The sequence below is a fragment of the Dehalococcoides mccartyi 195 genome, assembly GCF_000011905.1.
Lineage (GTDB): Bacteria > Chloroflexota > Dehalococcoidia > Dehalococcoidales > Dehalococcoidaceae > Dehalococcoides > Dehalococcoides mccartyi.
In genome coordinates, this window is record NC_002936.3 from 1,017,530 (window position 1) to 1,041,852 (window position 24,323).

Annotated in this window: 25 protein-coding genes; 10 read left to right on the forward strand and 15 right to left on the reverse strand. The window is 48.2% G+C overall.

The features are described from left to right. The first annotated feature begins 11 nt into the window (after nt 1-11). From DET_RS05765 to DET_RS05795, 7 genes are all read left to right on the forward strand, one after another. Entirely contained in the window at nt 12-497 is a 486-nt protein-coding gene (locus tag DET_RS05765) for a restriction endonuclease (RefSeq protein WP_010936806.1), read from the forward strand. Then, nucleotides 494-3,553 (forward strand): type III restriction-modification system endonuclease, encoded by a 3,060-nt coding sequence (locus DET_RS05770; RefSeq protein WP_010936807.1) that lies wholly within the window; start codon nt 494-496, stop codon nt 3,551-3,553. The genes DET_RS05765 and DET_RS05770 overlap by 4 nt, the downstream gene beginning before the upstream one ends. 36 nt (nt 3,554-3,589) lie before the next feature. Continuing rightward, nucleotides 3,590-4,591: a restriction endonuclease gene (locus DET_RS05775; protein ID WP_010936808.1), complete on the forward strand. Its 1,002-nt coding sequence runs from the start codon at nt 3,590-3,592 to the stop codon at nt 4,589-4,591. Next, nucleotides 4,592-5,311 carry a DNA/RNA nuclease SfsA gene (locus DET_RS05780; RefSeq protein ID WP_010936809.1) on the forward strand — a complete coding sequence of 240 codons (720 nt, stop codon included), beginning with the start codon at nt 4,592-4,594 and terminating at the stop codon, nt 5,309-5,311. An 11-nt stretch (nt 5,312-5,322) separates the two neighbouring features. After that, nucleotides 5,323-5,733, forward strand: a complete 411-nt coding sequence (locus tag DET_RS05785; protein ID WP_010936810.1) for a TIGR04076 family protein — start codon at nt 5,323-5,325, stop codon at nt 5,731-5,733. A 9-nt stretch (nt 5,734-5,742) separates the two neighbouring features. After that, nucleotides 5,743-6,216, forward strand: coding sequence for a GNAT family N-acetyltransferase (locus DET_RS05790; protein WP_010936811.1), 474 nt, complete (start codon nt 5,743-5,745; stop codon nt 6,214-6,216). A gap of 372 nt (nt 6,217-6,588) precedes the next feature. Continuing rightward, nucleotides 6,589-7,263 carry a Maf family protein gene (locus DET_RS05795; RefSeq protein ID WP_010936813.1) on the forward strand — a complete coding sequence of 225 codons (675 nt, stop codon included), beginning with the start codon at nt 6,589-6,591 and terminating at the stop codon, nt 7,261-7,263. A 51-nt stretch (nt 7,264-7,314) separates the two neighbouring features. Here the strand turns inward: DET_RS05795 and DET_RS05800 are convergent, their stop codons facing one another. From DET_RS05800 to DET_RS05865, 14 genes are all read right to left on the reverse strand, one after another. Continuing rightward, nucleotides 7,315-7,734, reverse strand: coding sequence for a DUF3795 domain-containing protein (locus DET_RS05800; protein WP_234943799.1), 420 nt, complete (start codon nt 7,732-7,734; stop codon nt 7,315-7,317). Between the two features lie 74 nt (nt 7,735-7,808). Next, nucleotides 7,809-9,509, reverse strand: coding sequence for an NAD+ synthase (locus DET_RS05805; protein WP_010936815.1), 1,701 nt, complete (start codon nt 9,507-9,509; stop codon nt 7,809-7,811). Nucleotides 9,510-9,594: 85 nt separating this feature from the next. Continuing rightward, complete coding sequence (locus DET_RS05810; protein WP_010936816.1) at nt 9,595-10,926, reverse strand: glutamine synthetase family protein; 1,332 nt, start codon at nt 10,924-10,926, stop codon at nt 9,595-9,597. A gap of 121 nt (nt 10,927-11,047) precedes the next feature. Beyond that, nucleotides 11,048-11,386 (reverse strand): P-II family nitrogen regulator, encoded by a 339-nt coding sequence (locus tag DET_RS05815; protein ID WP_010936817.1) that lies wholly within the window; start codon nt 11,384-11,386, stop codon nt 11,048-11,050. Then, nucleotides 11,383-12,609 (reverse strand): ammonium transporter, encoded by a 1,227-nt coding sequence (locus tag DET_RS05820; RefSeq protein ID WP_010936818.1) that lies wholly within the window; start codon nt 12,607-12,609, stop codon nt 11,383-11,385. Before DET_RS05820 ends, DET_RS05815 begins: the two co-directional genes overlap by 4 nt. 139 nt (nt 12,610-12,748) lie before the next feature. Then, nucleotides 12,749-13,420, reverse strand: a complete 672-nt coding sequence (locus tag DET_RS05825) for a response regulator transcription factor (protein WP_010936819.1) — start codon at nt 13,418-13,420, stop codon at nt 12,749-12,751. A 21-nt stretch (nt 13,421-13,441) separates the two neighbouring features. Continuing rightward, complete coding sequence (locus DET_RS05830; RefSeq protein ID WP_010936820.1) at nt 13,442-14,212, reverse strand: hypothetical protein; 771 nt, start codon at nt 14,210-14,212, stop codon at nt 13,442-13,444. After that, nucleotides 14,213-15,715 (reverse strand): glutamate synthase-related protein, encoded by a 1,503-nt coding sequence (locus DET_RS05835; protein WP_010936821.1) that lies wholly within the window; start codon nt 15,713-15,715, stop codon nt 14,213-14,215. A gap of 1 nt (nt 15,716) precedes the next feature. Further along, nucleotides 15,717-16,478, reverse strand: coding sequence for an imidazole glycerol phosphate synthase subunit HisF (hisF, locus tag DET_RS05840; RefSeq protein ID WP_010936822.1), 762 nt, complete (start codon nt 16,476-16,478; stop codon nt 15,717-15,719). Continuing rightward, nucleotides 16,472-17,602: a class II glutamine amidotransferase gene (locus tag DET_RS05845; protein WP_010936823.1), complete on the reverse strand. Its 1,131-nt coding sequence runs from the start codon at nt 17,600-17,602 to the stop codon at nt 16,472-16,474. Before DET_RS05845 ends, hisF begins: the two co-directional genes overlap by 7 nt. A gap of 12 nt (nt 17,603-17,614) precedes the next feature. Beyond that, the gene (locus tag DET_RS05850) at nt 17,615-18,922 is read right to left on the reverse strand and encodes an NAD(P)/FAD-dependent oxidoreductase (protein WP_010936824.1); all 1,308 of its coding nucleotides are present in this window, start codon (nt 18,920-18,922) and stop codon (nt 17,615-17,617) included. Next, on the reverse strand, nt 18,919-19,536 hold the full coding sequence (gene hisH, locus DET_RS05855) for an imidazole glycerol phosphate synthase subunit HisH (protein WP_010936825.1): 618 nt from the start codon (nt 19,534-19,536) through the stop codon (nt 18,919-18,921). The genes DET_RS05850 and hisH overlap by 4 nt, the downstream gene beginning before the upstream one ends. Before the next feature lie 15 nt (nt 19,537-19,551). Continuing rightward, on the reverse strand, nt 19,552-19,983 hold the full coding sequence (locus DET_RS05860; protein WP_010936826.1) for a 4Fe-4S dicluster domain-containing protein: 432 nt from the start codon (nt 19,981-19,983) through the stop codon (nt 19,552-19,554). Nucleotides 19,984-20,103: 120 nt separating this feature from the next. Next, the gene (locus DET_RS05865; RefSeq protein WP_010936827.1) at nt 20,104-20,685 is read right to left on the reverse strand and encodes a manganese efflux pump MntP; all 582 of its coding nucleotides are present in this window, start codon (nt 20,683-20,685) and stop codon (nt 20,104-20,106) included. Nucleotides 20,686-20,806: 121 nt separating this feature from the next. Between DET_RS05865 and cysK the strand changes: the two genes are divergently transcribed. Next, nucleotides 20,807-21,769 carry a cysteine synthase A gene (gene cysK / locus DET_RS05870; RefSeq protein WP_010936828.1) on the forward strand — a complete coding sequence of 321 codons (963 nt, stop codon included), beginning with the start codon at nt 20,807-20,809 and terminating at the stop codon, nt 21,767-21,769. A gap of 88 nt (nt 21,770-21,857) precedes the next feature. Here cysK and DET_RS05875 read toward each other — a convergent pair whose 3' ends face one another. Continuing rightward, nucleotides 21,858-22,346 (reverse strand): hypothetical protein, encoded by a 489-nt coding sequence (locus DET_RS05875; protein ID WP_148184972.1) that lies wholly within the window; start codon nt 22,344-22,346, stop codon nt 21,858-21,860. A 181-nt stretch (nt 22,347-22,527) separates the two neighbouring features. Between DET_RS05875 and DET_RS05880 the strand changes: the two genes are divergently transcribed. Beyond that, entirely contained in the window at nt 22,528-23,349 is an 822-nt protein-coding gene (locus DET_RS05880; protein WP_010936830.1) for a radical SAM protein, read from the forward strand. Between the two features lie 50 nt (nt 23,350-23,399). After that, nucleotides 23,400-24,323 carry an adenosylcobinamide-phosphate synthase CbiB gene (gene cbiB / locus DET_RS05885; RefSeq protein WP_010936831.1) on the forward strand — a complete coding sequence of 308 codons (924 nt, stop codon included), beginning with the start codon at nt 23,400-23,402 and terminating at the stop codon, nt 24,321-24,323.

The window sequence follows — 24,323 nt, forward strand, 5'->3', positions numbered from 1 at the left end:
AGGAGGTGCCTATGATGTGGGTGATACGTGCCGGACAGAACTCCGGATTCTATGACAAATATTTGAGAACGAGCCGTGTTTATATTCCTTGGGACGGGTATAAGTTCGACTTGTCATCAATCAAAGAGCGAGCCGATTTTAGAGCCGTTGTTGAAAAAGAAAAAAAGATGGATAACCGGACTTCAGTCTCTAATTGGGCGGGGCAGCTCTTTACCTTTACACAGGAAATACAAACGGGCGACTATGTGCTGATTCCATCAAAAGGAAGCAGAAACTACTGCCTTGCCAAGATTACGGGCGCGTACAGCTTTGATGAAAAAGAGCCGGATAAACTGTATCATTCACGTCCAATAGAGATTTTACTGAAGGATATACCAAGAGACATTTTTTCACAGTCAGTTATCTATTCTCTGGGTGCTTTCAGAACGATTTTTAGGGCAAAGCATGAGGATGAAATTATGAATACTATAAAGAAATGGAAGGAGGCGCACAGATGAGAATTCAATACAAACATCAAAAATTCCAAGCTGATGCTGCCAAGGCGGTCGTGGATGTTTTTGCAGGCCAGCCTTATCTGACGCCTACCTATATGATGGATAGAGGAACCGGTATGTTTCAGATTGGATTGAATGAGGAACGTGATTATACCGGTTGGAGTAACCAGAAGATTGTGCCGGAGCTTTCCGATCATCTGATTCTGGAGCATATACAGAAAATTCAGCGTACAAATCAAATCCAGCCGTCTTCCAAGCTGGAAGGCCGCAGCGACGGTTTCAATCTCACCATCGAGATGGAGACCGGTGTTGGCAAGACTTATACCTATATCAAGACAATGTATGAGCTGAACCGCGCCTATGGCTGGAGTAAGTTCATCATTGTGGTTCCGAGTATCGCTATACGTGAGGGCGTGTATAAGTCCTTCCAGATGACGCAAGAGCATTTCGCAGAAGAGTACGGAAAAAAGATCCGCTTCTTTATCTATAATTCTGCACAGCTCACGGAGATTGACCGCTTTGCTTCGGATAGCTCTATTAATGTCATGATCATCAATTCGCAGGCGTTCAATGCCAAGGGCAAGGATGCAAGGCGTATTTACATGAAGCTGGACGAGTTCCGCAGCCGTCGCCCGATTGACATCATTGCGAAGACGAATCCGATTCTGATCATCGACGAGCCACAGTCTGTGGAAGGTAAGCAGACAAAGGAGCGCCTGAAGGAATTCCAGCCGCTGCTGACGCTGCGTTATTCCGCTACGCATAAGTCAGACAGCATTTACAATATGATATATCGGCTGGACGCTATGGAAGCATATAACAAGCGTCTGGTTAAGAAGATCGCCGTTAAGGGTATCACCGAGACCGGCAGCACGGCCACGGACAGCTATCTCTATCTGGAAGGTCTGAATCTTTCCAAGGGTGATCCTACTGCTACGCTGCAGTTTGAGGTCAAGATGGCCAGTGGCACTCCAAAGAAAAAGAGCCGCGTTGTGAAAATCGGAGATAATCTCTACGACTATTCCGGCGGGCTGGAAGAATACAAAAACGGCTTTGTGGTCAAGCAGATCGATGGCCGGGACGACTCCGTGGAATTCCTGAACGGCATCAAGATTTATGCCGGTGACGTGATGGGCGCGGTCGATGAAGACCAGCTGCGCCGTATTCAGATCAGAGAGACAATCTTGTCGCATATTCAGAGAGAACGTCAGCTCTTCTATAAGGGCATCAAGGTGTTGTCCCTGTTCTTTATTGACGAGGTTGCAAACTACAGAGAGTATGATGCTGCAGGTCAGCCGGTAAATGGAAAGTACGCCAGAATGTTTGAAGAGGAGTACGAGGACATCATCAGCAATATGCAGCTTAGTATAGGCGAGGATGAATACATCAAATACCTGCAGAGCATCAAGGCTTCTAAGACGCATGCGGGATATTTCTCAGTGGACGGAAAAGGCAAGATGATCAATTCCAAGGTCGGTCGTAAAGAAACGACCTCAGACGATGTGAGCGCCTATGAGCTGATTATGAAGAACAAGGAGCTGCTTCTTGATCGTGATCCGAAGAAGTCTCCGGTGCGCTTCATCTTTTCACACTCCGCTCTGCGTGAAGGATGGGACAATCCTAATGTGTTCCAGATCTGTACGCTGAAGCAGTCCAGCAGTGATGTTCGTAAGCGTCAGGAAGTAGGCCGTGGCCTGCGTCTTTGCGTCAATCAGGACGGTGAGCGTATGGATACCAATGCGCTCGGAAATGACGTTCATAACGTGAATGTTCTGACGGTTATTGCCAGCGAGAGCTACGATTCCTTTGCCAAAGGCCTGCAGACCGAGATGGCTGACGCCGTTGCTGATAGACCGCGTGCGGTTACCATCGATCTCTTTGTCGGAAAAGTAATCAAGGACGACAAGGGTAATGAGCAGGTTATCGATCAGGATACTGCTTCCGCAATCCACTACGATATGATCGTTAACGGTTATATCGACCGTAAGGGCGTTCTGACAGATAAGTATTACGAGGATAAGGCAAACGGAGAAATCAAGGTCGCAGAGGAAGTGGCTGATTCCGCAGCCTCTGTTATTGAGATTGTTGACTCCATTTACGATGCTCGTAGCATGCAGCCTGAGAATGCCCGCAGCAATAACGTCGAGCTTCAGGTCGATGAAGAGAAACTGGCTATGCCGGAATTCAAAGCGCTGTGGTCAAAGATCAATGCTAAGTCCGTATATGTTGTTGATTTTGATACCGACGAGCTGATCAGGAAGTCCATCGCCTCCCTTGATGCCAAGCTGCGTGTATCGAAGATTTACTTCCGCGTAGAGTCCGGTGCAATGGATAACATCAAGTCGAAGGAAGAGCTTGTATCCGGAGCCTCCTTCGTAAAAGAAGAGTCCGCCAGCTACGGTGTGACCATCACAGCGAACTCGAATGTAAAGTATGACCTGATTGGGAAACTGGTGGACGAGACCGGGCTTACCCGTAAGGCGGTCATTGCAATCCTTCAGGGAATCAAGCCGTTTGTGTTCGACCAGTTTAAGGATAATCCGGAGGAGTTTATCGTCAAGGCCGCCGCGCTGATCAATGACGAGAAAGCCACGGCCATTATCGAGCACATTACCTACGACGTTCTGGATGAGCATTATGGCATGGATGTTTTCACCGATCCCACCATCAAGGGCAAGCTGGGCGTTAATGCGATGAAGGCAAAGAAGCACCTGTACGATCACATCGTTTACGATTCATCGAACGAGCGCGACTTTGCTACAGACCTTGATACAAACACCGATGTTGCGGTTTACGTGAAGCTGCCGGATGGATTCTATATTTCCACTCCTGTCGGCCACTACAATCCCGACTGGGCAATTGCCTTCTACGAGGGCAAGGTAAAGCACATATACTTCGTGGCAGAGACGAAGGGCTCCATGAGCTCGATGCAGCTGCGGCTGATTGAGGAGTCCAAGATTCACTGCGCGAGAGAACACTTTAAGGCCATTTCCAATGGGAATGTGGTATACGACGTAGTCGATAGCTATAAGTCCCTATTGGAGAAGGTAATGAAATAAAAAACCAGCGAATACTGGTATTAATTGGAGGGCATTATGGACGGAAATTCTGATGAAAAAAAGGTCTGGGGTATTCATACCCAGAATGACAGTCTGTTCTTAAATAAGGACTTGATCGCGATTGGCTGGAGAGATTTTGGCGATCTTACAAAGGTTGAGGCAAACCGAGATGCCTTTAAGGCTCATTATATAGAGGCTTACCCGGATGCTAAGAAAGGCCAAATTGCAAATGGTGCCGGTATGCTCTACAGGTTTATCCATGAGGTGCAGATCGGCGATTATGTGGTTTTTCCGTCCAAAACTGATAGGAAGATAAATATTGGTACCGTTGAAGGCGATTACTTCTTTGAGGATAACGACGGAGAGTATGTTCAGCGTAGAAAAGTAAAATGGCTTAAGCATATACCGCGTCTTAGCTTCTCACAGGGTGCGCTATATGAAGTCGGCTCTGCGATGTCTTTCTTTTCGGTGAAGAACTATGCTGACGAGTTTTTATCAGCACTTGATAAAGACTTTAAGAAATCGATAACATCCGACGATTCAGAGGATGAAAGTGTCGGAGCGACCGCAGAGGATATCGTTGAGAGCACGAAGGACTTTATTTTGAAAGAGCTGAGTCGCCAGCTGAAGGGATATGATCTTGAGGCCTTTGTGGCCGATCTGCTCCGGGCAATGGGATACCGGACGACGGTTTCTCCGCAGGGTGGAGATAGCGGCATTGATATCACAGCATATAAAGATGAGCTTCCTCCGCGTATTCTTGTTCAGGTCAAGAGTCAGGATAGCGACATAAAGGAAACTACCATCCAGTCCCTCAAAGGTGCAATGCGCGAGGGAGATTATGGCTTGTTCGTGACGCTTTCTAATTATACGAAGAATGCTCAGAAGTATCTGGATAGCACGCCGATCATCCGTGGTATAAATGGCACAGAGTTGGTAGACCTAATCCTCAAATACTACGAAGATTTGAGCGAGAAATACAGAAAGATGATCCCTCTGAAGATGGTTTATATTCCGGTGCCGAAAGAGGATGCGTAAATGTACCAATTTGATGAGCCTCTTATCAGAGGCACAATGCTAAAAAGAAAAAGTCAGTTCACTGCTGTCGTTCAGATTGACGGCGAGGAGCTGATCGCACATATACCGACAACAAACCGGATCGGAGACGTGGAGAATAAGAATCTACCTTGTCTGCTTTCTTATCATCCAGATCCGAAGCGAAAGCTGCATTATGACATTGAGGCCGTGCTTCTGTCGGATGATGACAACTGGGTGGGCATCAATCAGATTCTCTCCAACAGGCTGGTGGAGCATTTCTTTCGGGAGCATGAGCTGGATAAAATTGTGGCGGAGTATGACGATATACAAAGAGAGGTCAAGCTCGGTATCTCCAAGCTGGACTTTAAGGTCGGTGACACATACCTTGAGGTGAAGACACCACTCACTACCATCAATGTGAAATACGGCGAGACCATCAAGACGTTGCCGCCGAAGCCGTTCTCATCGACAGACCGGATGGTCAAGCACGTGAACGAGCTGGCAGGCTCTCTTTCGGAGCACGAGAGAGCGATCTTCCTGCAGGTGTATCAGTATCGCATCACCGAACGCAAGGAGCGACTGCGCTCGACGCATTATGAGGAGGTCTCTGAGACGATCCACAGGGCTGCCGAACAGGGCGTGGAGTTCTGGGAAATCCAGATGGACTTTCGACCGGAGGGTGTGAGTCTTTATAATGTGGAGAGAAGTACAGATTTATAGGAGGCAGCAGTATGCAGCACGAATGCAAAATAACAGTATTAGAAACGAAAGTCTTTCCAGAGCTGCAAGAAAAATATCTGGCTAATCCGAAGTCCGGCGCCTGTCCTTTCTTTAAGGCAGGAGATGAATTTATCCTGAAGAGAACGCCGGAGCAGGATGACTTTTACCATCTGATGGACGGAAAATTCTGCGGTGAAGCGTGGGATGCCATCAGCCGGTATGTTTATACGGCATTGCAGGGCGGCTCCATAATGAAGAGCTGGACAAACGATGACCGTATGATGATTGCCTGCTGTAATGACGGTACCCAGCCTGTGATCTTCAAGATAGAACGGATCGATATTCCGGAGAACGAGGAAGAGCGCGAGTGGCTGGAGAAGCAGAACTTTAAGAACACCGTAGATGATGCCTATACGGGGTGAGGACATAACATGCAGATAATCACTTATCAGGAAAAATACAAACAGCAGATCATCGACCTGATTCTGGGCATCCAGAACAATGAGGCAAAGATAAATCTTTCGCTTGAGGAACAACCTGATCTGCTGGACATACCCACCTGCTATGAAAAGGATGGCGGCGAGTTCTGGCTGGCCGTTGAGGGTGATACGCTCATTGGCACCTTGGCGCTGATGAATAAAGGAAACGGTAATGCGGTTCTTAAGAAGGGCTTTGTTAGAGCGGACTATAGAAAACAAGGTATTCTTGGAAAGCTTTATGCGACGCTTCAGGAGTTTGCAAAGGAGCAGGGACTGACTACCTTTGTTTTTGATACTCCATCCGTGGCCACGAACTGTCATAGCTTTTTTGAGAAGCGTGGCTATCGGCGAATAACAAAATATGAGCTTCCTTTCCCGTATGAATACCCAGACAGGGATTCGTATCTGTACATGATCCAGCAGTAGAGTCGAGTGGATGGTAAACCACAGATTTTCGGACATATTCCCTCAGAGCGAAGTGTCGAGGCGATTGGAAAATATGTGCGGCTGTATTATATAAGTAGGGACAAGCACATCGACCTGTTTCCGAGAACGTCCGCGGTCGAGAAAATGGCAATTTTGAGGTCAAAAAAGCCGTGGATTTATTTCCGAGAACGAACGGACTGATTTTCCGGGGTTTTGACATCCATCTGGAGCAATCGAGCCACGTTGAAACGCTGGCTTTACTAAAATGCAGGTCATAGTGCTTGGCCGGAAATAAATCCCAAATAGGTTTTGATAATAAGACGCACTGCCTGATTGCAGATAAAAATATCCGGTACGGGAGCAAACAAAATCATGCCTGACTGCCAAAATACCAATCTGCCTGAAATAATACTGGCCTCAGCCTCACCCCGCCGGCAACAGATACTAAGGGAAATGGGCTTCACGTTTTCAGTTTGCCCTTCCCAGGCTGAGTTACACCCTGACGGTTCGGTTGCACCCGCCAAATTTGCCACTTTAAATGCCGAAACCAAAGCCAGAGACATTGCCCGGAATACCAGACAGGGGCTTATCATAGCTGCAGATACAGTAGTGGTGGATACACTAGGCATACTGGGCAAGCCTGCTTCCCCGGAAGAAGCCCTTAACTACCTGCTCAGGCTGGGCGGTAAAAGCCATACGGTAATAAGCGGCATTTGCTTAATAAATACCCAAAACGGCCAGGTACGCTCCGGCACCTGTCAGAGCAGCCTCCATATGCGCCCTTTTACTCCGGCGGAAGCCCAAAGATATGTGGAAAGCGGCCTGCCCATGGACAAAGCCGGTGCCTACGGCATACAGGACAGGGAATTTGAACCGGTGGAAAAGATAGAAGGCTGCTATCTGAATGTAGTCGGCCTGCCGGCCTGTACTTTAGTGCGGCTGATGAAAGAAATGGGCTTTTGCCCGGAACTGCATGATAACTGGCAGCCCGAAGGAGATTGCACCCTTTGCCGTATTTACCGCACCGGTATAAACCAGACCTGTTAAAGGATAAATCTACAGCCAGTTAAGCTAAGTGCGCTACCGGTAGAGTAAAATTCAGCCGCTGCCGGCTGTTTCATATTTTTTAAGGCAGCTGCTGCAGATATGATTATGCAGGCAGATTACCCCGCCGCATTCCGGGCAAGTCCAGCGTTCTTTTTCCCTGTCCAAAAATGCTTCCATCCCGTTTTGTTTCAGGAAGAGTCCATTTTCAACCAGGCTGAGGCTGTAACGCAGGCGATACCTTTTATCAATATGGGTAATCAGGCGGCAGGGGAAGGTCTGGCATTCGCCGCAACTCTTCAGCCCGTGTTCTGCGGCACATGTTTTGATAAGGCAGTTACGGCAACTGGCGGCCTTGGTCGGGCTATCGCTTAAACACCCCGGGCAGGTTTTCTTTTGCATAATATGAGCCTTGCACCCGAGGCAGTTTATACCGCAGGGGGCAATCATTTCGGGGTCCAAATTTTCAGGCATTTTCATATAAACCACCCCGCAAAATAATCCGGCAAAAACGCCGACAAGGTTTATTTTGCCAGCCCGGCAGGTATTCAGCCAACATGATTATAACGGTTGGTAATAGGCAAACGGCGGTCACGCCCGAAGGCTTTGGGAGTGATTTTTATACCCGGAGGAGCCTGACGGCGTTTATATTCACTCCGGTCTACCATTTTGACCACCCGCTTAACAATGCTTTCCTCAAACCCCAAAGCCACAATCTGGTCTATGCTTTTATCCTGCTCCACATAAGCCTCCAGAATAGGGTCAAGCAATTCATAAGGAGGCAAAGAATCAGTATCAAGCTGGTTGGGTTTAAGTTCGGCAGACGGCGGTTTAGTGAGCACATTATGGGGTATCAGCTCAAAGCCGGCTGATTTATTACGGTTGTGAGCCAGGCGGTAAACCAGCACCTTGGGAACATCCTTGATAATGGCAAAACCGCCGGCCATATCACCATACAGGGTACTGTAGCCGATAGCGGTTTCGCTTTTATTGCTGGTATTAAGCACCAGCCAGTGAAATTTATTGGAAAGGGCCATAAGCAGATTGCCCCGGATACGCGCCTGAATATTTTCTTCGGTAGTGTCAGTTTCAGTTCCGGCAAATACCTCTGAAAGGGTACTCAGAAAGGATTTGAAAATGGGGTCTATGGGGATTTGCAGGGTTTTTATACCCAGGTTTTCCGCCAGACGCAAACTGTCTGAAATACTGCCTGCGGAAGAATAACGGGAGGGCATAATAACCCCCACTACATTATCCGCACCTAAGGCATCTGTGGCTATAGCAGCTACCAGACTGGAATCTATCCCCCCGGAAAGACCGATAACCACCTTCTTAAAGCCGTTTTTATTTATGTAATCTTTAGTACCCAGTAAAAGCGCCTGATAAACCTCTGCATCAGCATCCAGAGGGACACTGTCACTATTTTCAAACGGCAGTTTTGGTTCACTAAGACCTGATGCTGAAACAAAGATAGAGTCCGGGATTTCAGTGCTCATATCTCCTTGCCGGGTTAAAGCCGGTATATCCAGGTCCAGCACCAGCAAATCTTCCTGAAACTGTTTTCCCCTTAACACCAGATTGCCAGTATAGTCAAAAACATTGCTGGCACCGTCAAATACCAGCTCATCCTGACCGCCCACCATATTGGTATAGGCAATATAGACCCGGTTTTCCCGGGCGCGGTCTGAGAGCATCTTTTCACGCTGGTTTCTTTTGCCAAAATGATAGGGCGAAGCACTGATATTGATAATCAGCTCCGCCCCTTTGTTGGACTGAGCGGTAGACGGGCCTGAGGCAAACCAGATATCTTCACAGATATTCACCCCCACCCGAAGCCCGCAGATTGTATACACAGGGCAGCGGTTACCCGGCAGAAAATAACGGTTCTCATCAAACACGCCGTAATTAGGCAGGAATATTTTATGATAACTGTCAATCAGGCTGGCATTATGAATAATGGCGGCAGAGTTATGCAGACCGTTATGGGAATCCACATACCCCACAATAACCGTAATACCCTCTGAGGCTTTGATAACAGAGTCAAGCGAGTGAAGATTACCTTCAACAAAACGGGGTTTATGGAGTAAATCTTCGGGCGGATAGCCGCAGATGGCCAGTTCGGGAAAAACTATTACGTCTGCGCCAAGTGAACGAGCCTCTTGAATATGGCGGATAATACAGGCCGTATTCCCGGCCAAATCACCCACCACGCTATCAATTTGTGCCATTGCTAAACGCAATTTCCCCATACTTCCCTCATATATAAAAAACAGGGTCTGGTATAGGCTATTGTAACCCATTTACCAGACCCTGCGCCAATTTATTCAGTAAAGACTAGAGGAGGGGCAAATATCTCTTGAGTTCCCAGTCAGTAACAGCTGCGCTGTACTCAGTCCACTCTATTTTCTTGTTAGAGATAAATGCCTTATGAACATGGTCACCCAGAGCTTCACGCATCAGATCACTGCCCTCGGTCAGCTTCAGGGCTTCCAGCAAGCTGCCGGGCAAAGTCCCGATGCCGCGTTTGGCACGCTCAGCTTCGTTCATCTCATAAACATTTTCTTCAATGGGGGCGGGAGGAGTCAGTTTTTCCTCAATACCCTTAAGACCGGAGGCCAGCATAACGCTGAAAGCCAGATAAGGGTTACAGCCCGGGTCAGCCGAGCGGAGCTCTATGCGGGTGGATTTCTCATGTCCCGGCTTGTACTCAGGTACCCGTACCAGGTCAGCCCGGTTGCGCCGTGCCCAGGAAAGGTATACCGGAGCTTCAAAACCGGGTACCAGACGCTTGTAGGAGTTTATCCACTGGTTAGTAACTGCGGTAAATTCGGGAGCATATTTAAGGATACCGGCAATATACTGCTTGGCCATAGTAGACAGGTAATAGGAATCTTTGGCATCAAAGAAGGCATTTTTGTCACCCTTGAAAAGACTCTGGTGGGTATGCATACCGGAGCCGTTTACCGAACCAACAGGCTTAGGCATAAAGCTGGCATGTAAACCATGACGCAGAGCCACTTCTTTAACCAGCAATCTATAAGTCATAACATTGTCCGCCATGGTTAAAGCATCAGTATAGCGGATATCAATTTCATGCTGGCTGGGGGCAACTTCATGGTGAGCATATTCAACTATGATACCCATGTCCTGCAAAGCCACTATAGTTTCGCGGCGAAGGTCGGTGGCCAAATCACGGGGAGTCAGGTCAAAATAGCCGCCTTCATCTAAAAACTCGGTTGATCGGTCATTCTTGAAGTAAAAATACTCCAGTTCAGGCCCGACATAGAATGTAAAACCCATATCAGCCGCTTTTTTCAAGTTCCTCTTCAGGACATAGCGGGGATCACCCTCAAACTGCTCGCCGGACGGGTGTTTGATATCGCAAAACATACGTCCAACCTGATATTCACCATTTGACCAGGGCATAATCCGGAAAGTATCCGGGTCAGGCAAGGCCAACATGTCAGATTCATCTATGCGGGCATAACCTTCAATAGAAGAACCGTCCAAACCCATGCCGTCTTCCAAAGCCCTTTCAAGCTCGTTATAGGCAATGGAATAACTTTTCAGGGTGCCCAAAATATCAGTAAACCACAGGCGAATAAACCGTACATTATGATCCTTAGCCGTTTTAAGAACGTACTCTACAGATTCTGCCCTCGTCATTTCTAACGTATCTCCTTTTATTGCCGGGGAAATATTTTCCCCAAATCAGTTGTTTAGTCTACCAGTTATATATTTCAGCATTATTTCGTATTTGTTTCAGTGATGTTACGGCACGTATGGCTTAGACAGCCTCGCTGCCTGTTTCACCTGTACGAATCCGCACCACCTGCTCAACTGGCATTATGAATATTTTACCATCTCCGATACGTCCTGTCCGGGCAGCCTTGACGATGGCATCAACTGCAACCTGGCAATCATCATCGTGGCAAATCATCTCCAGTTTCAGCTTCGGCAGAAACTCTACCCGGTATTCACCTACTCTCCACTGAAGCGGAACACCCTTTTGCTTTCCGCGTCCGCTGACTTCGGTGACAGTCAACCCGGCAAAACCTGCCAGTTCCAATGCTTTTCTAACCGGTTCCAATCTTTCTTCGCGGATAATGGCTTCTATCTTTTTCATCTTAAACTCCCACCATAAGCCCGTTCAGAGTGCTGGGCAATATCAAGCCCTATCATTTCTTCGGGTTCTTTGACCCGCAGGCCTACCAGCTTATCTACCACCTTGGCAATTATGAAGCTGCCCACGAAGGCAAAGCCGCCTGTAACAGCCACACCCAAAGCTTGTTTAAGGAACAGTTCCACGTTACCGGACAACAGACCGTCAGCACCGGCAGAGTTTACCGCCACGCTGGCAAAGATACCTGTTGCCAAAGCACCCCAGATACCGCCTACACCGTGTACTGCCATAACATCCAGTGAATCATCAAATCCGCGTTTCATCTTGAATATCATAGCACCGTAGCAAACCAGAGCTGCCACCGCACCGATAGCGATAGCCGCCAAAGGTGTTACAAAACCAGCCGCAGGGGTAATGGCTACCAAACCGGCAACTGCACCGGTAACTGCACCCAGAAGCGACGGCCGGCGATGACGCCAACTAAGGAATATCCAGCACAGAGCTGCACTGGCAGCCGCAGTGTTAGTAGTAACAAAAGCATTTGAAGCCAGACCACCGGCAGTTAAAGCGCTGCCGCCGTTGAAACCGAACCAACCGAACCAGAGCAGAGCCGCACCCAGCATAACCATGGGCAGGTTATTGGGTTCCATCTGTTCTTTAAGGAAACCGCGGCGGGCACCCAGTGCCAATACCAAAGCCATTGCAGAAACACCAGCGTTGATGTGTACAACAGTACCGCCGGCAAAGTCCAAAACACCCAGATTGAATAACCAACCACCATCACCCCAGACCCAGTGGGCAATGGGCGAATAGATAAGGCAAAGCCAGAGTGCCCCAAACAGGAGCAAAGCACTAAAGCGGATTCTCTCTACTACCGCACCGGTAATAAGGGCCAGAGAGATAATGGCAAACATACCCTGGAACATCATGAAGGCCAGATGAGGTACTGTGGTAGCATAAGTGTCAGATGGATCTTGCCCCACACCATTTAAACCCAGGAAGTTCAGACCGCCTACCAGACCGTTGATATCGTTACCGAAACCAAGACTGTAGCCGATCAAAACCCAGAGCACTCCACCCAGAGCCATAGCCCCAAAGCTCATCATAAGGGTGGAAACCAGATTTTTGCGCCGGACCATGCCTCCGTAAAACAGAGCCACGCCCGGAGTCATCAGCATGACCAGAGCGGTAGAGACAAGTAACCAAGTCGTATCGCCGCTGTCCATAACTAAACCCTCCTTCTGTATTTTTATTACATACAGTTTACCGATGGAAGGTTAACAACAGATTAAGTTTATATTGCAATTAAATTAATTTTATATTTCGGGAATATTACGAAATCCAGGGATAAAGGAGACTACAGGGTTAAAACCGGCGTTTAAAACGGTAGCCTATGTTACGCACAGTCTCAACAAAGGTATGGGTCTGGTCTTCTATTTTGCCGCGCAGGCGGGTTATGTGGACATCAACCGTGCGGTCTCCGCCGTAATAGTCATAACCCCACACTTTGTTAAGCAAAGCCTCACGCGAAAAAACCCGCCCCCGGTTTTGGGCTAAAAATTTTAAAAGCTCAAATTCACGGAAGGTCAGGTCAAGCAGCCGCCCTGACAGAGTGACTTCACAGCCAAGGGTATCTATTATGAGGTCACCGGCCCGGATAATACCCGGCTCACTCATGCCCCATTTTTCAGCCAGCCGCACCAGCCGCACTTTAAGCTCATTTACCGAACCCGGCCAGCGGATAAAGTCATCCAATCCCGGTTTAAGGGCTATTTCTTCGTAATCATCTGCCGGCAGCAGGCCCATAATAAGGGGGTTTTTGGCTAAGGAAACATTTTCCGGGATTTCCCATTCGGATTCCTCAGTTTTCAGGCTAAGAAAATCCAGCAGGACAATATCAGGTACAAATTCAGCAAGCAGAGGATAAGCCAAAACAAAAGAGGCCGCCTGTTTTATTTCAAACCGGTCAGCCTCCAGTTCCCTAAGCAAACTGCCCATTTTTTTAGTATCTGCAGTCACAATAAACAGTTTTAACAACTGGCCCGCCTTAAGTGTTTCTTAATAAGCGTACATTCTGCCATAAGGCCTGAGATACTTCGGATAAAGCTTGTAGAAAGGCCTGGCAGCTATCTCCTCTGCATTATAACCAAAGTGGAGAGCAAATTCATCAATTAAAGGGCGTAAAGTTTTCCAATCGGTCTCATCCAGCTCGGCTATAGCCACTTCTTTGCCAAGCTGGTGTTCTTCAACCTTGCCGCTCATATATATTACGCCGCCGTGCATGCCTGTGCCGATAAAGTTGGCCTTGTGGGTTTCATTTTCCCCAAGACCCAAACCCAGTACTACCAGCACACCTCCGGCCATATACTCCCCCAGAAAGTCCTGGGCGGTATTCCCGATAACCAGAGACGGTTTTTTATCCTGATAGGCTTTCATATGAATACCGGCACGGTAACCCACATAATCACGCACGAAAAGCTTGCCGCCGCGGGCAGACATACCGAATATATCCCCGCCATGCCCGTGAACGACAATACAGCCGTTATTTAAAGTATTGCCGCAGCAATCCTGCACATTTCCGTTTACTGTTATACTGGGGCCATCCATAAAAGCCCCCAGGTCGTTGCCGGGTGTGCCGTTTATGGTTATTTTCAAGTCACCTTTAAGGCTGGTACCGATATAACGCTGGCCGCAGGCATTGTTAAGTTCCAAAGAGCGGACACCCTGATTTACCAGCTCTGCCAAACGGGTATTAAGCTCACGGTAATAAACACCGTGCAAATTTACACAGGCAGTATCCTGGTTTTGTTTCACTTCGATACTAGTCATTTATTCACCTGCCGCCCTTACTCCAAGTATTTTCAGCTCTTCAGCGGATAGACCTACACCCCGCAGATGGAGGCGGTTGCCTCTGAGGCTTTCAATAGCGTTTACGCCCAAGCCGCCCAGCATGTCTTTAATCTCAAGACTCCAACCGCGCAGCAGATTGGTCAGGCGCTTGGCACCTATCTCAGGGTTAATCCGCTTGGTCAAAGCCAAATCCGAGGTACAAATACCCCAAGCACATTTGCCGGTATGGCATTGCTGGCAGAGATGGCAGCCTAAAGCCACCAAAGCCGCCGTACCGATATTTACAGCGTCAGCACCCAAAGCAATAGCCTTGAAAACATCACCGCTGTTGCGGATACCGCCTGAAATCACCAGCGAAGCCTGATTACGGATACCCTCTTCACGCAGCCGTGAATCAACCGCCGCCAGAGCCAGCTCAATAGGTATACCCACATTATCACGGATAACCTTAGGTGCAGCCCCGGTAGCACCCCGCATACCGTCAATGGTCACTATATCCGCACCCGCCCGGACTATACCGCTGGCAATAGCCGAAACGTTATGTACAGCCGCAATCTTTACCGAAATGGGTACGCGGTAATGGGTGGCTTCTTTAAGCGCATATATAAGCTGGGATAAGTCTTCTATAGAGTAAATATCATGCTGGGGGGCAGGGGAAATAGCATCTGTCCCCATGGGTATCATCCGGGTAAGCGAAACATCAGCACTTACCTTTTCACCGGGCAAATGTCCGCCTATGCCGGGTTTGGCACCCTGGCCTATTTTGATTTCCACAATACGCCCGGAATTAAGGTAATCATTTTGAACGCCGTAACGGCCGGAAGCTACCTGAACAATGGTATTATCTTTAAATTCCATCAGGCTGGAGTGGAGACCGCCTTCACCGGTATTCCACATAGTGCCCATATTTTTAGCTGCCTGAGCCAGGGAACGGTGGACATTCAGACTGATAGCACCGTAAGACATGGCGGAAAACATAACCGGCACATCTATTTTCACCAGGGGGGTAATGTTTTCTTCCACATTACCGCAATTATCAAAAGCGGCTTTATCAGGCCTGCGTCCCAGATAGGTGGTAAGTTCCATAGGCTCACGCAGAGGGTCTATGGAAGGGTTGGTTACCTGTGAAGCGTTTATAAGCAGTTTATCCCAGTAAATGGGTTTAGCCTTATCCATGCCCATACCGGTAAGGAGAACGCCGCCTGTTTCTGCCTGCTTGAAAATATCCTCTATCATTTCGGGCGTCCAGTTGGCATTCTGGCGGTATTCCAAAGGATTATTGCGCACTACCAGAGCATTGGTGGGGCAGAAAGTCACACAGCGGTGACAACCCACACAGTTCTGGTTGCGGACCTTTATCTGGTCATCATCTTCGTCATAATAATGGGTATCAAAGCTGCACTGGGTTATGCAGACTTTGCATTTAATACAACGGTCTTCAATCCTGTCTACTATAAACTTAGAAGGTAAAAATGTCTTCATCTTAGTTCTCCAGCCTTACCGGCAAACCCTTGCTCTTAAGATATTGTTTTACTTCGGCTATAGTGTAACGCCCGTAATGGAAAATGCTGGCCGCCAGCACCGCATCCGCCTGCCCTTTATCCAGGGCATTATACAAGTCTTCCGGGCTACCCGCCCCGCCAGAGGCGATAACGGGTATATTCAAGCGGGAACTGATTTCCCGGTTAAGCTCATTGTCATATCCGGTATTTTTACCGTCGGCGTCAATACTGGTCAGGAGTATTTCCCCGGCACCCAGTGCTTCGGCCTTAATAGCCCATTCCACCGCATCCAACCCGGCGGGTTTCTTTCCGCTATGGGTATAAACCTGCCAGCCGCTGCCTTCACGTTTGGCATCAATAGCCACTACAATACACTGCCGGCCGAATTTTTCAGCCCCCCGGCTTATCAAATCCGGGTCAGATACGGCTGCCGAGTTTATAGAGACCTTGTCAGCCCCGGCCCGAAGCAGAGTATTCATATCCGCAATGCTCCGCAGCCCGCCGCCCACACACAGAGGTATAAAAACCTCCTTGGATACCTGCTCTACCACCTCGGCCATAGTCTTGCGTTCTTCGGTAGTGGCTGAAATATCTAAAAACACCAGCTCATCAGCGCCTTCGCGGTAATAACGCGCCGCCAGTTCCACCGGGTTTCCGGCATCACGCAGATTAACAAAGCTGGTGCCTTTTACTACCCGCCCGTTATTCACATCTAAACATGGAATAACCCGTTTATTCAGCATGCAGTAGCTTCCTTCTGCACCTTAATGGGGTTTTGCAAACTGCCCACCACCGGTTCGCCGCCGACAGGCAGCCAGACCTTATCCAGTTCAGGCTGTATCAGCCTGATGGCAGACTCCTCAGAAGAAATAAACAGCTTGGAACGGTATTCACCGACCACCATAGGACGCAAACGGATGCGGTCAGTCATACCTATCATTTCGCCGGTATGAGCCACAATAATTGTAAACGGGCCGTTAAGCAGCAAACCGCCGTAAATCTGGCGAAGAGTAGTCATAATCTTGCGTTCGTGTTCCGGCAACCGGGCTATCTGATTCCAAAGAGGGGCAGCCAGCACTTTGGCAGCCATCCCAACAGACAGGCCATGCTTACGCATCAGCAAATCTACGGCATAAGCAACCACCTCGGTATCAGTTTCCATAGTGCATTTGTATCCGTACTGCTCCAGAAAACGCTTGTTTATGCCATAGGAAGAAATCTCCCCGTTATGCACCACTGTCCAGTCCAGCAGGCAGAAGGGGTGAGCACCTCCCCACCATCCCTTGGTATTGGTAGGAAAGCGGCCGTGGGTAGTCCACAAATATCCTTCGTATTCTTCCAGGCGGAAGAACCGCCCGATATCCTCGGGATAGCCCACACCCTTAAAGACACCCATGTTTTTCCCGCTTGAGAAAACAAAGGCATCATTTATGCAGGTGTTTATATACATTACCCGGTCTACCACGTAATCTTCTTCAATAAACTTACCGCATTTTTCAGGGCTGACCGAAGCAAAATACCGCCAGACAATGGGCGGGTTAGTTATCCCCTGCTGGTCACGGGTAGGAACTTCTTCTTTGTGTTTAAGATTAAAAGAGCTTTCCAGAAAACACTCTGTTTCCGTCTTAGCCTGCTGGCTGAGGAACATGATATGGAAAGCATAATCATCTGCAAAATCAGGGTAGATTCCATAAGCGGAAAAACCGCCGCCCAGACCGTTTCCGCGGTCATGCATACTGCCAATGGCCGTAATTAAATCTGCCCCGGAGAAACGTCCTCCGGAGGTATCCATCATACCGAAAAGCGAACAGGCATCTATAACCTTGCTGTCCGAATGGCTATTGCTTACTCTAGTTAAGTCTCTCATGGAAATCTCCTGCTAATGCTTAAAATCTGCCGGGGCTACCCTGCCCGAAGTATTGCCATGAAGGTGCTCTTCGCGGCTGTCAGCCGGCAGATAGGCCAGACCAAAATTTTCATTAAGTATATTGTCTTTGATGGGACGCACATCACTCTGGTCACGCATAAGGCCGAATATAATACCGGCAGTATCCGTTTCGCCCAGAGTTAACATGCCCACAATCTTGCCTTGTTCATTTAAGACCAGTTTCTTATAGCCGTTGGCAGTCAGAGTGGAAATAACCTCAAGACCGCCAGCATCTGGAGGCAAAACCGACATGCCGGCAGTGGCAATATCCATACCAAAATAGTTAAGCGAGTTCATCACCGTACCGCCATGATAGGTGGTCTCCAAACCGGCCATATTGTAACCAGCTATCCGCCCGCCTATATAGGCATTCGGCCAGATAGGGGTAACCCGGCGGCTGTTATAAATAAAGTCAAAAGACTCACAGGCATCACCGCAGGCGTATACGTCCGGGCTGCTGGTACGCATATTGTCATTTACCACCACCCCCCGGTTTACTTCCAGACCGGCAGCTTTACAAAGCTCAGTCCGGGGAATAACGCCGATAGCTATTACCAGCATCTGGCTTTCTATCTGGTGGCCGTTATCCAGCTCTACGCCTGAAACTTTATGTAAACCTAATACCTTGCTGACAGTCCGTCCGGTATTCAGTTTCACCCCATAAGAGGTGACAGTCTGGGCGGCTATCTTGCCGGCCGCTTCATCCAGAATAGTATTCAGGATATGGCCTTTAAGCTCTATAATATCTACTTCAATACCCAGCTTGGTCAGGGCATCCGCGGCGCTCATGCCGATAAGTCCGCCCCCTATGATAACTGCCTTCTTTACATTTTCAGCCTTTACATAGCTGTCTATCAAAGAGGCGTCTTTCATATTTATAAAGTTGAAAACACCCGCTTTGTTTGCCCCGTCAATAGGCGGAACAATGGGTTTGCCGCCAGGGGCAAGCAGGAGTTTGCCGTAGGCTACTTTTTCACCGTTTGACAGGCTGACTTCATGGGCAGTTGTATCCACTGCTTCCGCTTTGACGCCGGTCAGGCAGGTGATGTTGTTGTTGGTATAGAATTCCGGGCGGCGGAAAAGTATTTTTTCCACAGTCTTCTGTCCGGAAAGATATTTGGCTATCATGGGGCGGGAATATGCCAGATAAGGCTCTTCCCCTACTATAACAATAGAACCGTCACGGTCTACTTCCCGAATAGCCTCCGCCGCGCCTATACCGCCGGCAGAACATCCTACAATCAAATAATCGGCTTTCATTTTTTATCTCCCAGAGCCATCTTAAAAAAGTTTTGATATAACTTTAAGCCGTAGCTACCGCTCTTTTCAGGGTGGAACTGGGTAGCGATAAGGCGTTTACTGATAACCAGACTGCAAAAATCCACCCCGTAGTCTGTGGTCGCCCCGATAATGCCGGGGTCAGCAGGGCTGGCATAATAACTATGAACAAAATAAAAATCTATTCCGTCAGGTATACCCTCAAATATGGGGTGCGAAACCCTCTGTTTAAGCTGATTCCAGCCCATCTGGGGTATTTTTAACCCTTCGGGCAGGCGTTTCACATCACCCTTTAAAATGCCAAGACACTTGGTATTATCACCCTCGGCAGTATAATCAAAAAGCACCTGCATACCCACGCAGATAGCCAGCAGGGGAATATCCCGCGCAACCAGCTCTTTTATAGCTTTATCCAGCCCTTTGGACTGCAAACCGGCCATGGTATCGGCGGCTGCACCTACCCCGGGCAGAATAACTGCTTCGGCTGAAAGAATCTCTTCAGGGGAGGAAGTCAGCTTAAACTCATAACCCAAAGCATGTATGGCATTGGCCACACTCTTCAGGTTACCCCCACCGTAATCTACAAGCGCAATCATCTTTTTGCCAGCCTTTTAGCCGTCAACCAGCCCCAGAGCTTCATTAGGGCAGTTGGCTACGCAAGCGGGTATTTCTTTGCCCCCGCACAAATCACACTTGAGAATTACATGGTTAGCCTTGTCTTTTATAAGAGCGCTATTCGGGCAGGCCACAATGCATGTCCAACAGCCGATACATCTTTCAGGGTCACTGGAAACAATGCCGGTTATGGGGTCACGGGTCATAGCACCGCTGATACAGGAATAAGCACACCATGGCTCATCACAGTGGCGGCAGGGCACAGAGAAACTTATCTCACCCTTGCGTTCCACCCGTATTCTGGGCTTCTGATTTTCCTTTTTGACGGCCTTGATAACGTCATGAGAGACCGAGTGTTCGGTCTGGCAGGCTACACGGCACAGGCCGCAGCCCATACAAAGTTCTTCTTTAATCTGTACCCTTTTCATACTTACCCCTATATACGGTATATAACTTCCGTATTTATATAAATTAGCATGTAAATAACCGCTTGTCAAATACAGCCAAAGCTAAATCAACATTATTATTTCGCAATCATTTCGCCGGTATTACAGTAATATGTCCCAGCCCAGCGTATGTTCCGCCAGTATTTTCAGCCCGATAAGACACAGTATCAGCCCGCCTGCTATACCTACCCAGCGGCTGGCCAAATGGCTGATACGGTTACCCAGTTTGAAACCCAGATAACTTACCGCCAAAGAAACCGCACCTACCAGCAAAGCCGCAAGCCCGATATTAGTTTCGGACAGCGAAAAGGTCAGGCCTACAGCCAGCGCATCTATAGAAGTGGCAATAGCCACCCCCAACAGTCCAAGCCCGCGGGTCAGGTCAAGCCTGACCAGTTTCTGGTCATCTTCCCCCTGCACAGACTCATATACCATACGCCCGCCGATTACTGTCAGCAGGCCAAAAGCAACCCAGTGGTCAAAAGAGGAAATAACATCTGCAATACTTAGACCGGCGTAATAACCTATAACCGCCATACCGGCCTGAAACAAACCGAACGTGCCAGCCACCCGCCACATAATACGGGGTTTAACATCTGTATGGGTGCAAGCTATGCCGATTGATACGGCAAAACAGTCAGCAGAAAGCGCCAAAGCAACAAATACTACAGACAATAAGCTCATAATGAAATATCAGTATAACACGAATAAGGCTATTTTTAAAACATTCTTGACAAACTTGCGGCCATGCCCGACAATCCTATTTATACCGGGTTTTGAGTAGTTACTCTGAAAGGGTCAGGGCATGGATAATATAACGCCTGAGCATAATAAACATACCAACCAAAATATCGCTCCGGATATTACTAAACTTATAGGCAATACCCCGCTGGTGCGTCTGAACAGGATAGGCAGCGGGCTGAAAGCCGAAATTGTGCTGAAACTGGAATCATTTAATCCCACCCACAGTGCCAAAGACCGCCCCGCCCTGCATATGATAGAAAAGGCCGAGCAGGAAGGCAAGCTTCGCCCCGGAAGCATCATAATAGAATCCACCAGCGGCAATACCGGAATAGCCCTTGCCGCGGTTTGTGCCGCCAGAGGCTACCGCCTGATGCTGACCATGCCTGAAAGCTTCTCACTGGAAAGAAGGCGTTTGCTCCGCCTGCTGGGGGCGGAACTGGTACTTACCCCGAAAGAACTTGGTATGCAGGGGGCTCTGGAAAAAGCAGCCGAACTCAAAAACAAGCTCCCAGAGACTTTTATACCCGGCCAGTTTGTAAATCCGGCTAATCCGGAAAGCCACTGCCAGACTACTGCCGCAGAAATCTGGCGGGATACAAACGGCAAAGTAGATATACTGATAGCGGGCGTAGGCACAGGCGGCACTCTAAGCGGCACAGCCAAAGGCCTAAAAGCAGTCAAACCTTCGGTACAGATAATAGCGGTAGAACCGGTCGAATCACCGGTACTTTCAGGCGGAGAACCCCACCCCCATCTTATTCAGGGCATAGGGGCAGGCTTTATACCCCGCATACTTTCCGTGGAACTGATAGACAAAGTCATACAGGTGCCCGGAGAAGAAGCAGTGAAAATGGCACTCCGCCTGGCGCGTGAAGAGGGTATTATGGCGGGTATTTCATCCGGGGCAGCACTCTGGGCAGCGCTGGAAACAGCTAAACAGGGCGAAAACTGCGGCAAGCTTATTGTAGCCATTATGCCTGACAGCGGCGAACGCTATTTATCCAGCCTGCCGCTGGGTGACTGAAATCACTGCCCGGACAAGGCCTATAATCCAGCAGGCCCAAAAAAGTTCAGTCCGCTAAAAGGGGCTTACCGGACAGGGAATTTTCAGCCTATCCCAGAATCCCCTTTTTCATATCCAGTTTGTCTCCCAGCACAGCTTCAAACAGGCCTGTCATTTCTTTGCTGCTGCCATTAATAAAGTATTCTTCTTTACCGCCTGCGGTCTCAATTTTTATTTCGGTAATGTCCGCCTGGTCTTCACCACCGGTCTTTTTACTGACAGTTACCTTTGAAATATTCGAAAGCCATATCTGAAAATTACCTTTACTCTCATCCAGTATAGATTCGGCGGGCATATTGTAATACTTTTTATAAAGGGTAAAACCGCTTCGTATCTGGTCACCCCAGCGGGCAAAAAACCCTTTGCCGGATTCCTTCCCCTTCTTTTGAGCTTCGGCTGCCGCATCTTTTAGCATCTGGCTGGTCATCAAAGCAAATATAAAGCTCTGGTCGGTAACCACCAGAGAATAAGTATCCCGCTTACCTAAGGGCTTTGACTTTTTAAAATCAGGCACTACGCCAAGTATTTTTTCTTCCACCGGACACCTCATACATAAGTCTTACCCGTTCATAATAACAACCGCTTTCCCTTTTGCCAATACCCTGATGCCCCAAACCTGAAAAAATCATTTCTAAATTGTACATTTTTAAAATTCCTGAGCCGTTTTGCCAGAATGTTGTGTTATAATGGTAGATAATTTTTTATAGGGATATACACTTATGACTGCAAATTCTCATACCCCGCGCATTATGCCTGACCGCCAAGCCAACCCGGATATGACAAATGTCTATCATATAGCTTATGCACCGGGTATTAAAAAAGCGTATCTGTTTCACTGGAATTGCAATCTAAAATGCCGCGGCTGTCTTTGTAAAAAGGAAATCAACTGCCTGGCTCTGGAAGAAAATCTGGATGTAGTTGCCCGTGACCCTCATCTAGCCCCGCCCCGTGGTCCTGAATCGTTCCTTAGCCTGAACGGAATTATGGAAACACTGCGCAAAGTGGAGCTCAAAGAGGTTCTGTTTGAAGGTCAGGAAGCCACCATAGACCCCCATTTTGCCGAAATATGCCGCCGTCTCAAAGCTGAGTTTGGTGTTTATATAACCTTAAATACCAACGGGCTGAAACTACCTGACCTTTCCAACGTAGATGAAGTAGTTTTCAGCCTGAAGGCAGTTACCCCGGAACTCTATCTGGACTATACCGAAGTACCCAATACCAGAATGCTGGAAAATTTTGAAAATATTTTCCGTTCAGGCAAGAAACTGCGGGCTGAAATGGTATTTATCCCCGGCTATATAGATATAGCTGAAACAGAGGTCATTGCCAAACATATTGCCAGTCTCAGCCGGGATATTCCCCTCAGGATAGACGCCTATTTTGAATGCGGTGATAATACCTGGCGGAGAGCCACCCCGGAAGAAATGCGTCAGGCAGTAGCTGCGGCCAAAAAACACCTTAATACCGTGACCTGCACCCAGCAAACTACCGACAATCTGGATAAAAAAGACCTTTTCTTTGAGGTAAAACGGCTATTCTAATTAGTCAGTCAACTCTAAAAACACTAACTCTATTTTATTTTTAGATAATTGTGGAAACTGTATATATAATTGTGCTTGCCCTTGCCTTAGACCTGTTACTGGGTGAATATCCCGCACCTCTTCACCCGGTAGTTTGGCTTGGCAAATTTATATCCTTTCTTAACCGCTTCAGTCCTTCACACAGTCCTAAAATCCAGTTTATTTACGGGGCATTTCTAAGCATACTGACCGTGAGTATATCTTTTGCAGCCGTATTTTTCATTTTGGGGTATCTCAAAGATTTTAATACCCTGCTTTATATAATTGCGGGTGGGCTTATGCTTAAACCCGCCTTTTGCCTGCGCAAGCAATGGACAATAGCCTTGAAAATAAAAAAACTGCTGGGGAATAATAGCAACAGTGTACCCCCTAAAGAATTGGAAACACTGATAGGTACCGTCCCGCATACTCAAGAAGGCCTCAGCCGCAAAGACATTGTTTCCGCTTCCATACGTTCCATTTCGGAAAACGCCAGCGATTTTTTTGTAGCTCCCCTCTTTTACTTTATATTTTTGGGCGTACCCGGGGCTTTTGCCTACCGGGCTATAAATACACTGGACAGCATGATAGGTTATCATGGCCAGTACGAATACTTGGGGAAATTTGCCGCCCGGTTGGATGACACAGCTAATTTTATCCCAGCCCGCCTGACCGCCCTGCTTTTTGTAATAGGAGCATTTATTCTTCGGCAAAACCCCAAACGGGCACTACACTCTGCCGTCGCAGACCATGCCAGAACTACCTCCCCTAACGCAGGCTGGCCTATGGCTGCCATGGCCGGAGCAATTGGTATTTCGCTGGAAAAGGCTAACTGCTACACTATAGGTAAGCCGCTTCACCCGCTAAGTGACACAGACCTGAGTGTTGCCGTCAGGCTGTATAAAGCCAGTATGTTTATCTGGGCAGGTATATGCATAGCCATTGCCTGGATATAA

Bases quoted from the DNA above. Each gene is read 5' to 3' on its own strand.
- DET_RS05780 (WP_010936809.1), top strand. From the start codon at position 4,592: ATGTACCAATTTGATGAGCCTCTTATCAGAGGCACAATGCTAAAAAGA.
- DET_RS05805 (WP_010936815.1), bottom strand. From the start codon at position 9,509: ATGGGGAAATTGCGTTTAGCAATGGCACAAATTGATAGCGTGGTGGGT.
- DET_RS05790 (WP_010936811.1), top strand. From the start codon at position 5,743: ATGCAGATAATCACTTATCAGGAAAAATACAAACAGCAGATCATCGAC.
- DET_RS05800 (WP_234943799.1), bottom strand. From the start codon at position 7,734: ATGCCTGAAAATTTGGACCCCGAAATGATTGCCCCCTGCGGTATAAAC.
- hisF (WP_010936822.1), bottom strand. From the start codon at position 16,478: ATGCTGAATAAACGGGTTATTCCATGTTTAGATGTGAATAACGGGCGG.
- DET_RS05835 (WP_010936821.1), bottom strand. From the start codon at position 15,715: ATGAAGACATTTTTACCTTCTAAGTTTATAGTAGACAGGATTGAAGAC.
- DET_RS05795 (WP_010936813.1), top strand. From the start codon at position 6,589: ATGCCTGACTGCCAAAATACCAATCTGCCTGAAATAATACTGGCCTCA.
- DET_RS05785 (WP_010936810.1), top strand. From the start codon at position 5,323: ATGCAGCACGAATGCAAAATAACAGTATTAGAAACGAAAGTCTTTCCA.
- DET_RS05845 (WP_010936823.1), bottom strand. From the start codon at position 17,602: ATGAGAGACTTAACTAGAGTAAGCAATAGCCATTCGGACAGCAAGGTT.
- DET_RS05880 (WP_010936830.1), top strand. From the start codon at position 22,528: ATGACTGCAAATTCTCATACCCCGCGCATTATGCCTGACCGCCAAGCC.
- DET_RS05815 (WP_010936817.1), bottom strand. From the start codon at position 11,386: ATGAAAAAGATAGAAGCCATTATCCGCGAAGAAAGATTGGAACCGGTT.
- DET_RS05810 (WP_010936816.1), bottom strand. From the start codon at position 10,926: ATGACGAGGGCAGAATCTGTAGAGTACGTTCTTAAAACGGCTAAGGAT.
- DET_RS05765 (WP_010936806.1), top strand. From the start codon at position 12: ATGATGTGGGTGATACGTGCCGGACAGAACTCCGGATTCTATGACAAA.
- DET_RS05850 (WP_010936824.1), bottom strand. From the start codon at position 18,922: ATGAAAGCCGATTATTTGATTGTAGGATGTTCTGCCGGCGGTATAGGC.
- hisH (WP_010936825.1), bottom strand. From the start codon at position 19,536: ATGATTGCGCTTGTAGATTACGGTGGGGGTAACCTGAAGAGTGTGGCC.
- DET_RS05830 (WP_010936820.1), bottom strand. From the start codon at position 14,212: ATGACTAGTATCGAAGTGAAACAAAACCAGGATACTGCCTGTGTAAAT.
- DET_RS05865 (WP_010936827.1), bottom strand. From the start codon at position 20,685: ATGAGCTTATTGTCTGTAGTATTTGTTGCTTTGGCGCTTTCTGCTGAC.
- DET_RS05775 (WP_010936808.1), top strand. From the start codon at position 3,590: ATGGACGGAAATTCTGATGAAAAAAAGGTCTGGGGTATTCATACCCAG.
- DET_RS05770 (WP_010936807.1), top strand. From the start codon at position 494: ATGAGAATTCAATACAAACATCAAAAATTCCAAGCTGATGCTGCCAAG.
- DET_RS05860 (WP_010936826.1), bottom strand. From the start codon at position 19,983: ATGAAAAGGGTACAGATTAAAGAAGAACTTTGTATGGGCTGCGGCCTG.
- cysK (WP_010936828.1), top strand. From the start codon at position 20,807: ATGGATAATATAACGCCTGAGCATAATAAACATACCAACCAAAATATC.
- DET_RS05820 (WP_010936818.1), bottom strand. From the start codon at position 12,609: ATGGACAGCGGCGATACGACTTGGTTACTTGTCTCTACCGCTCTGGTC.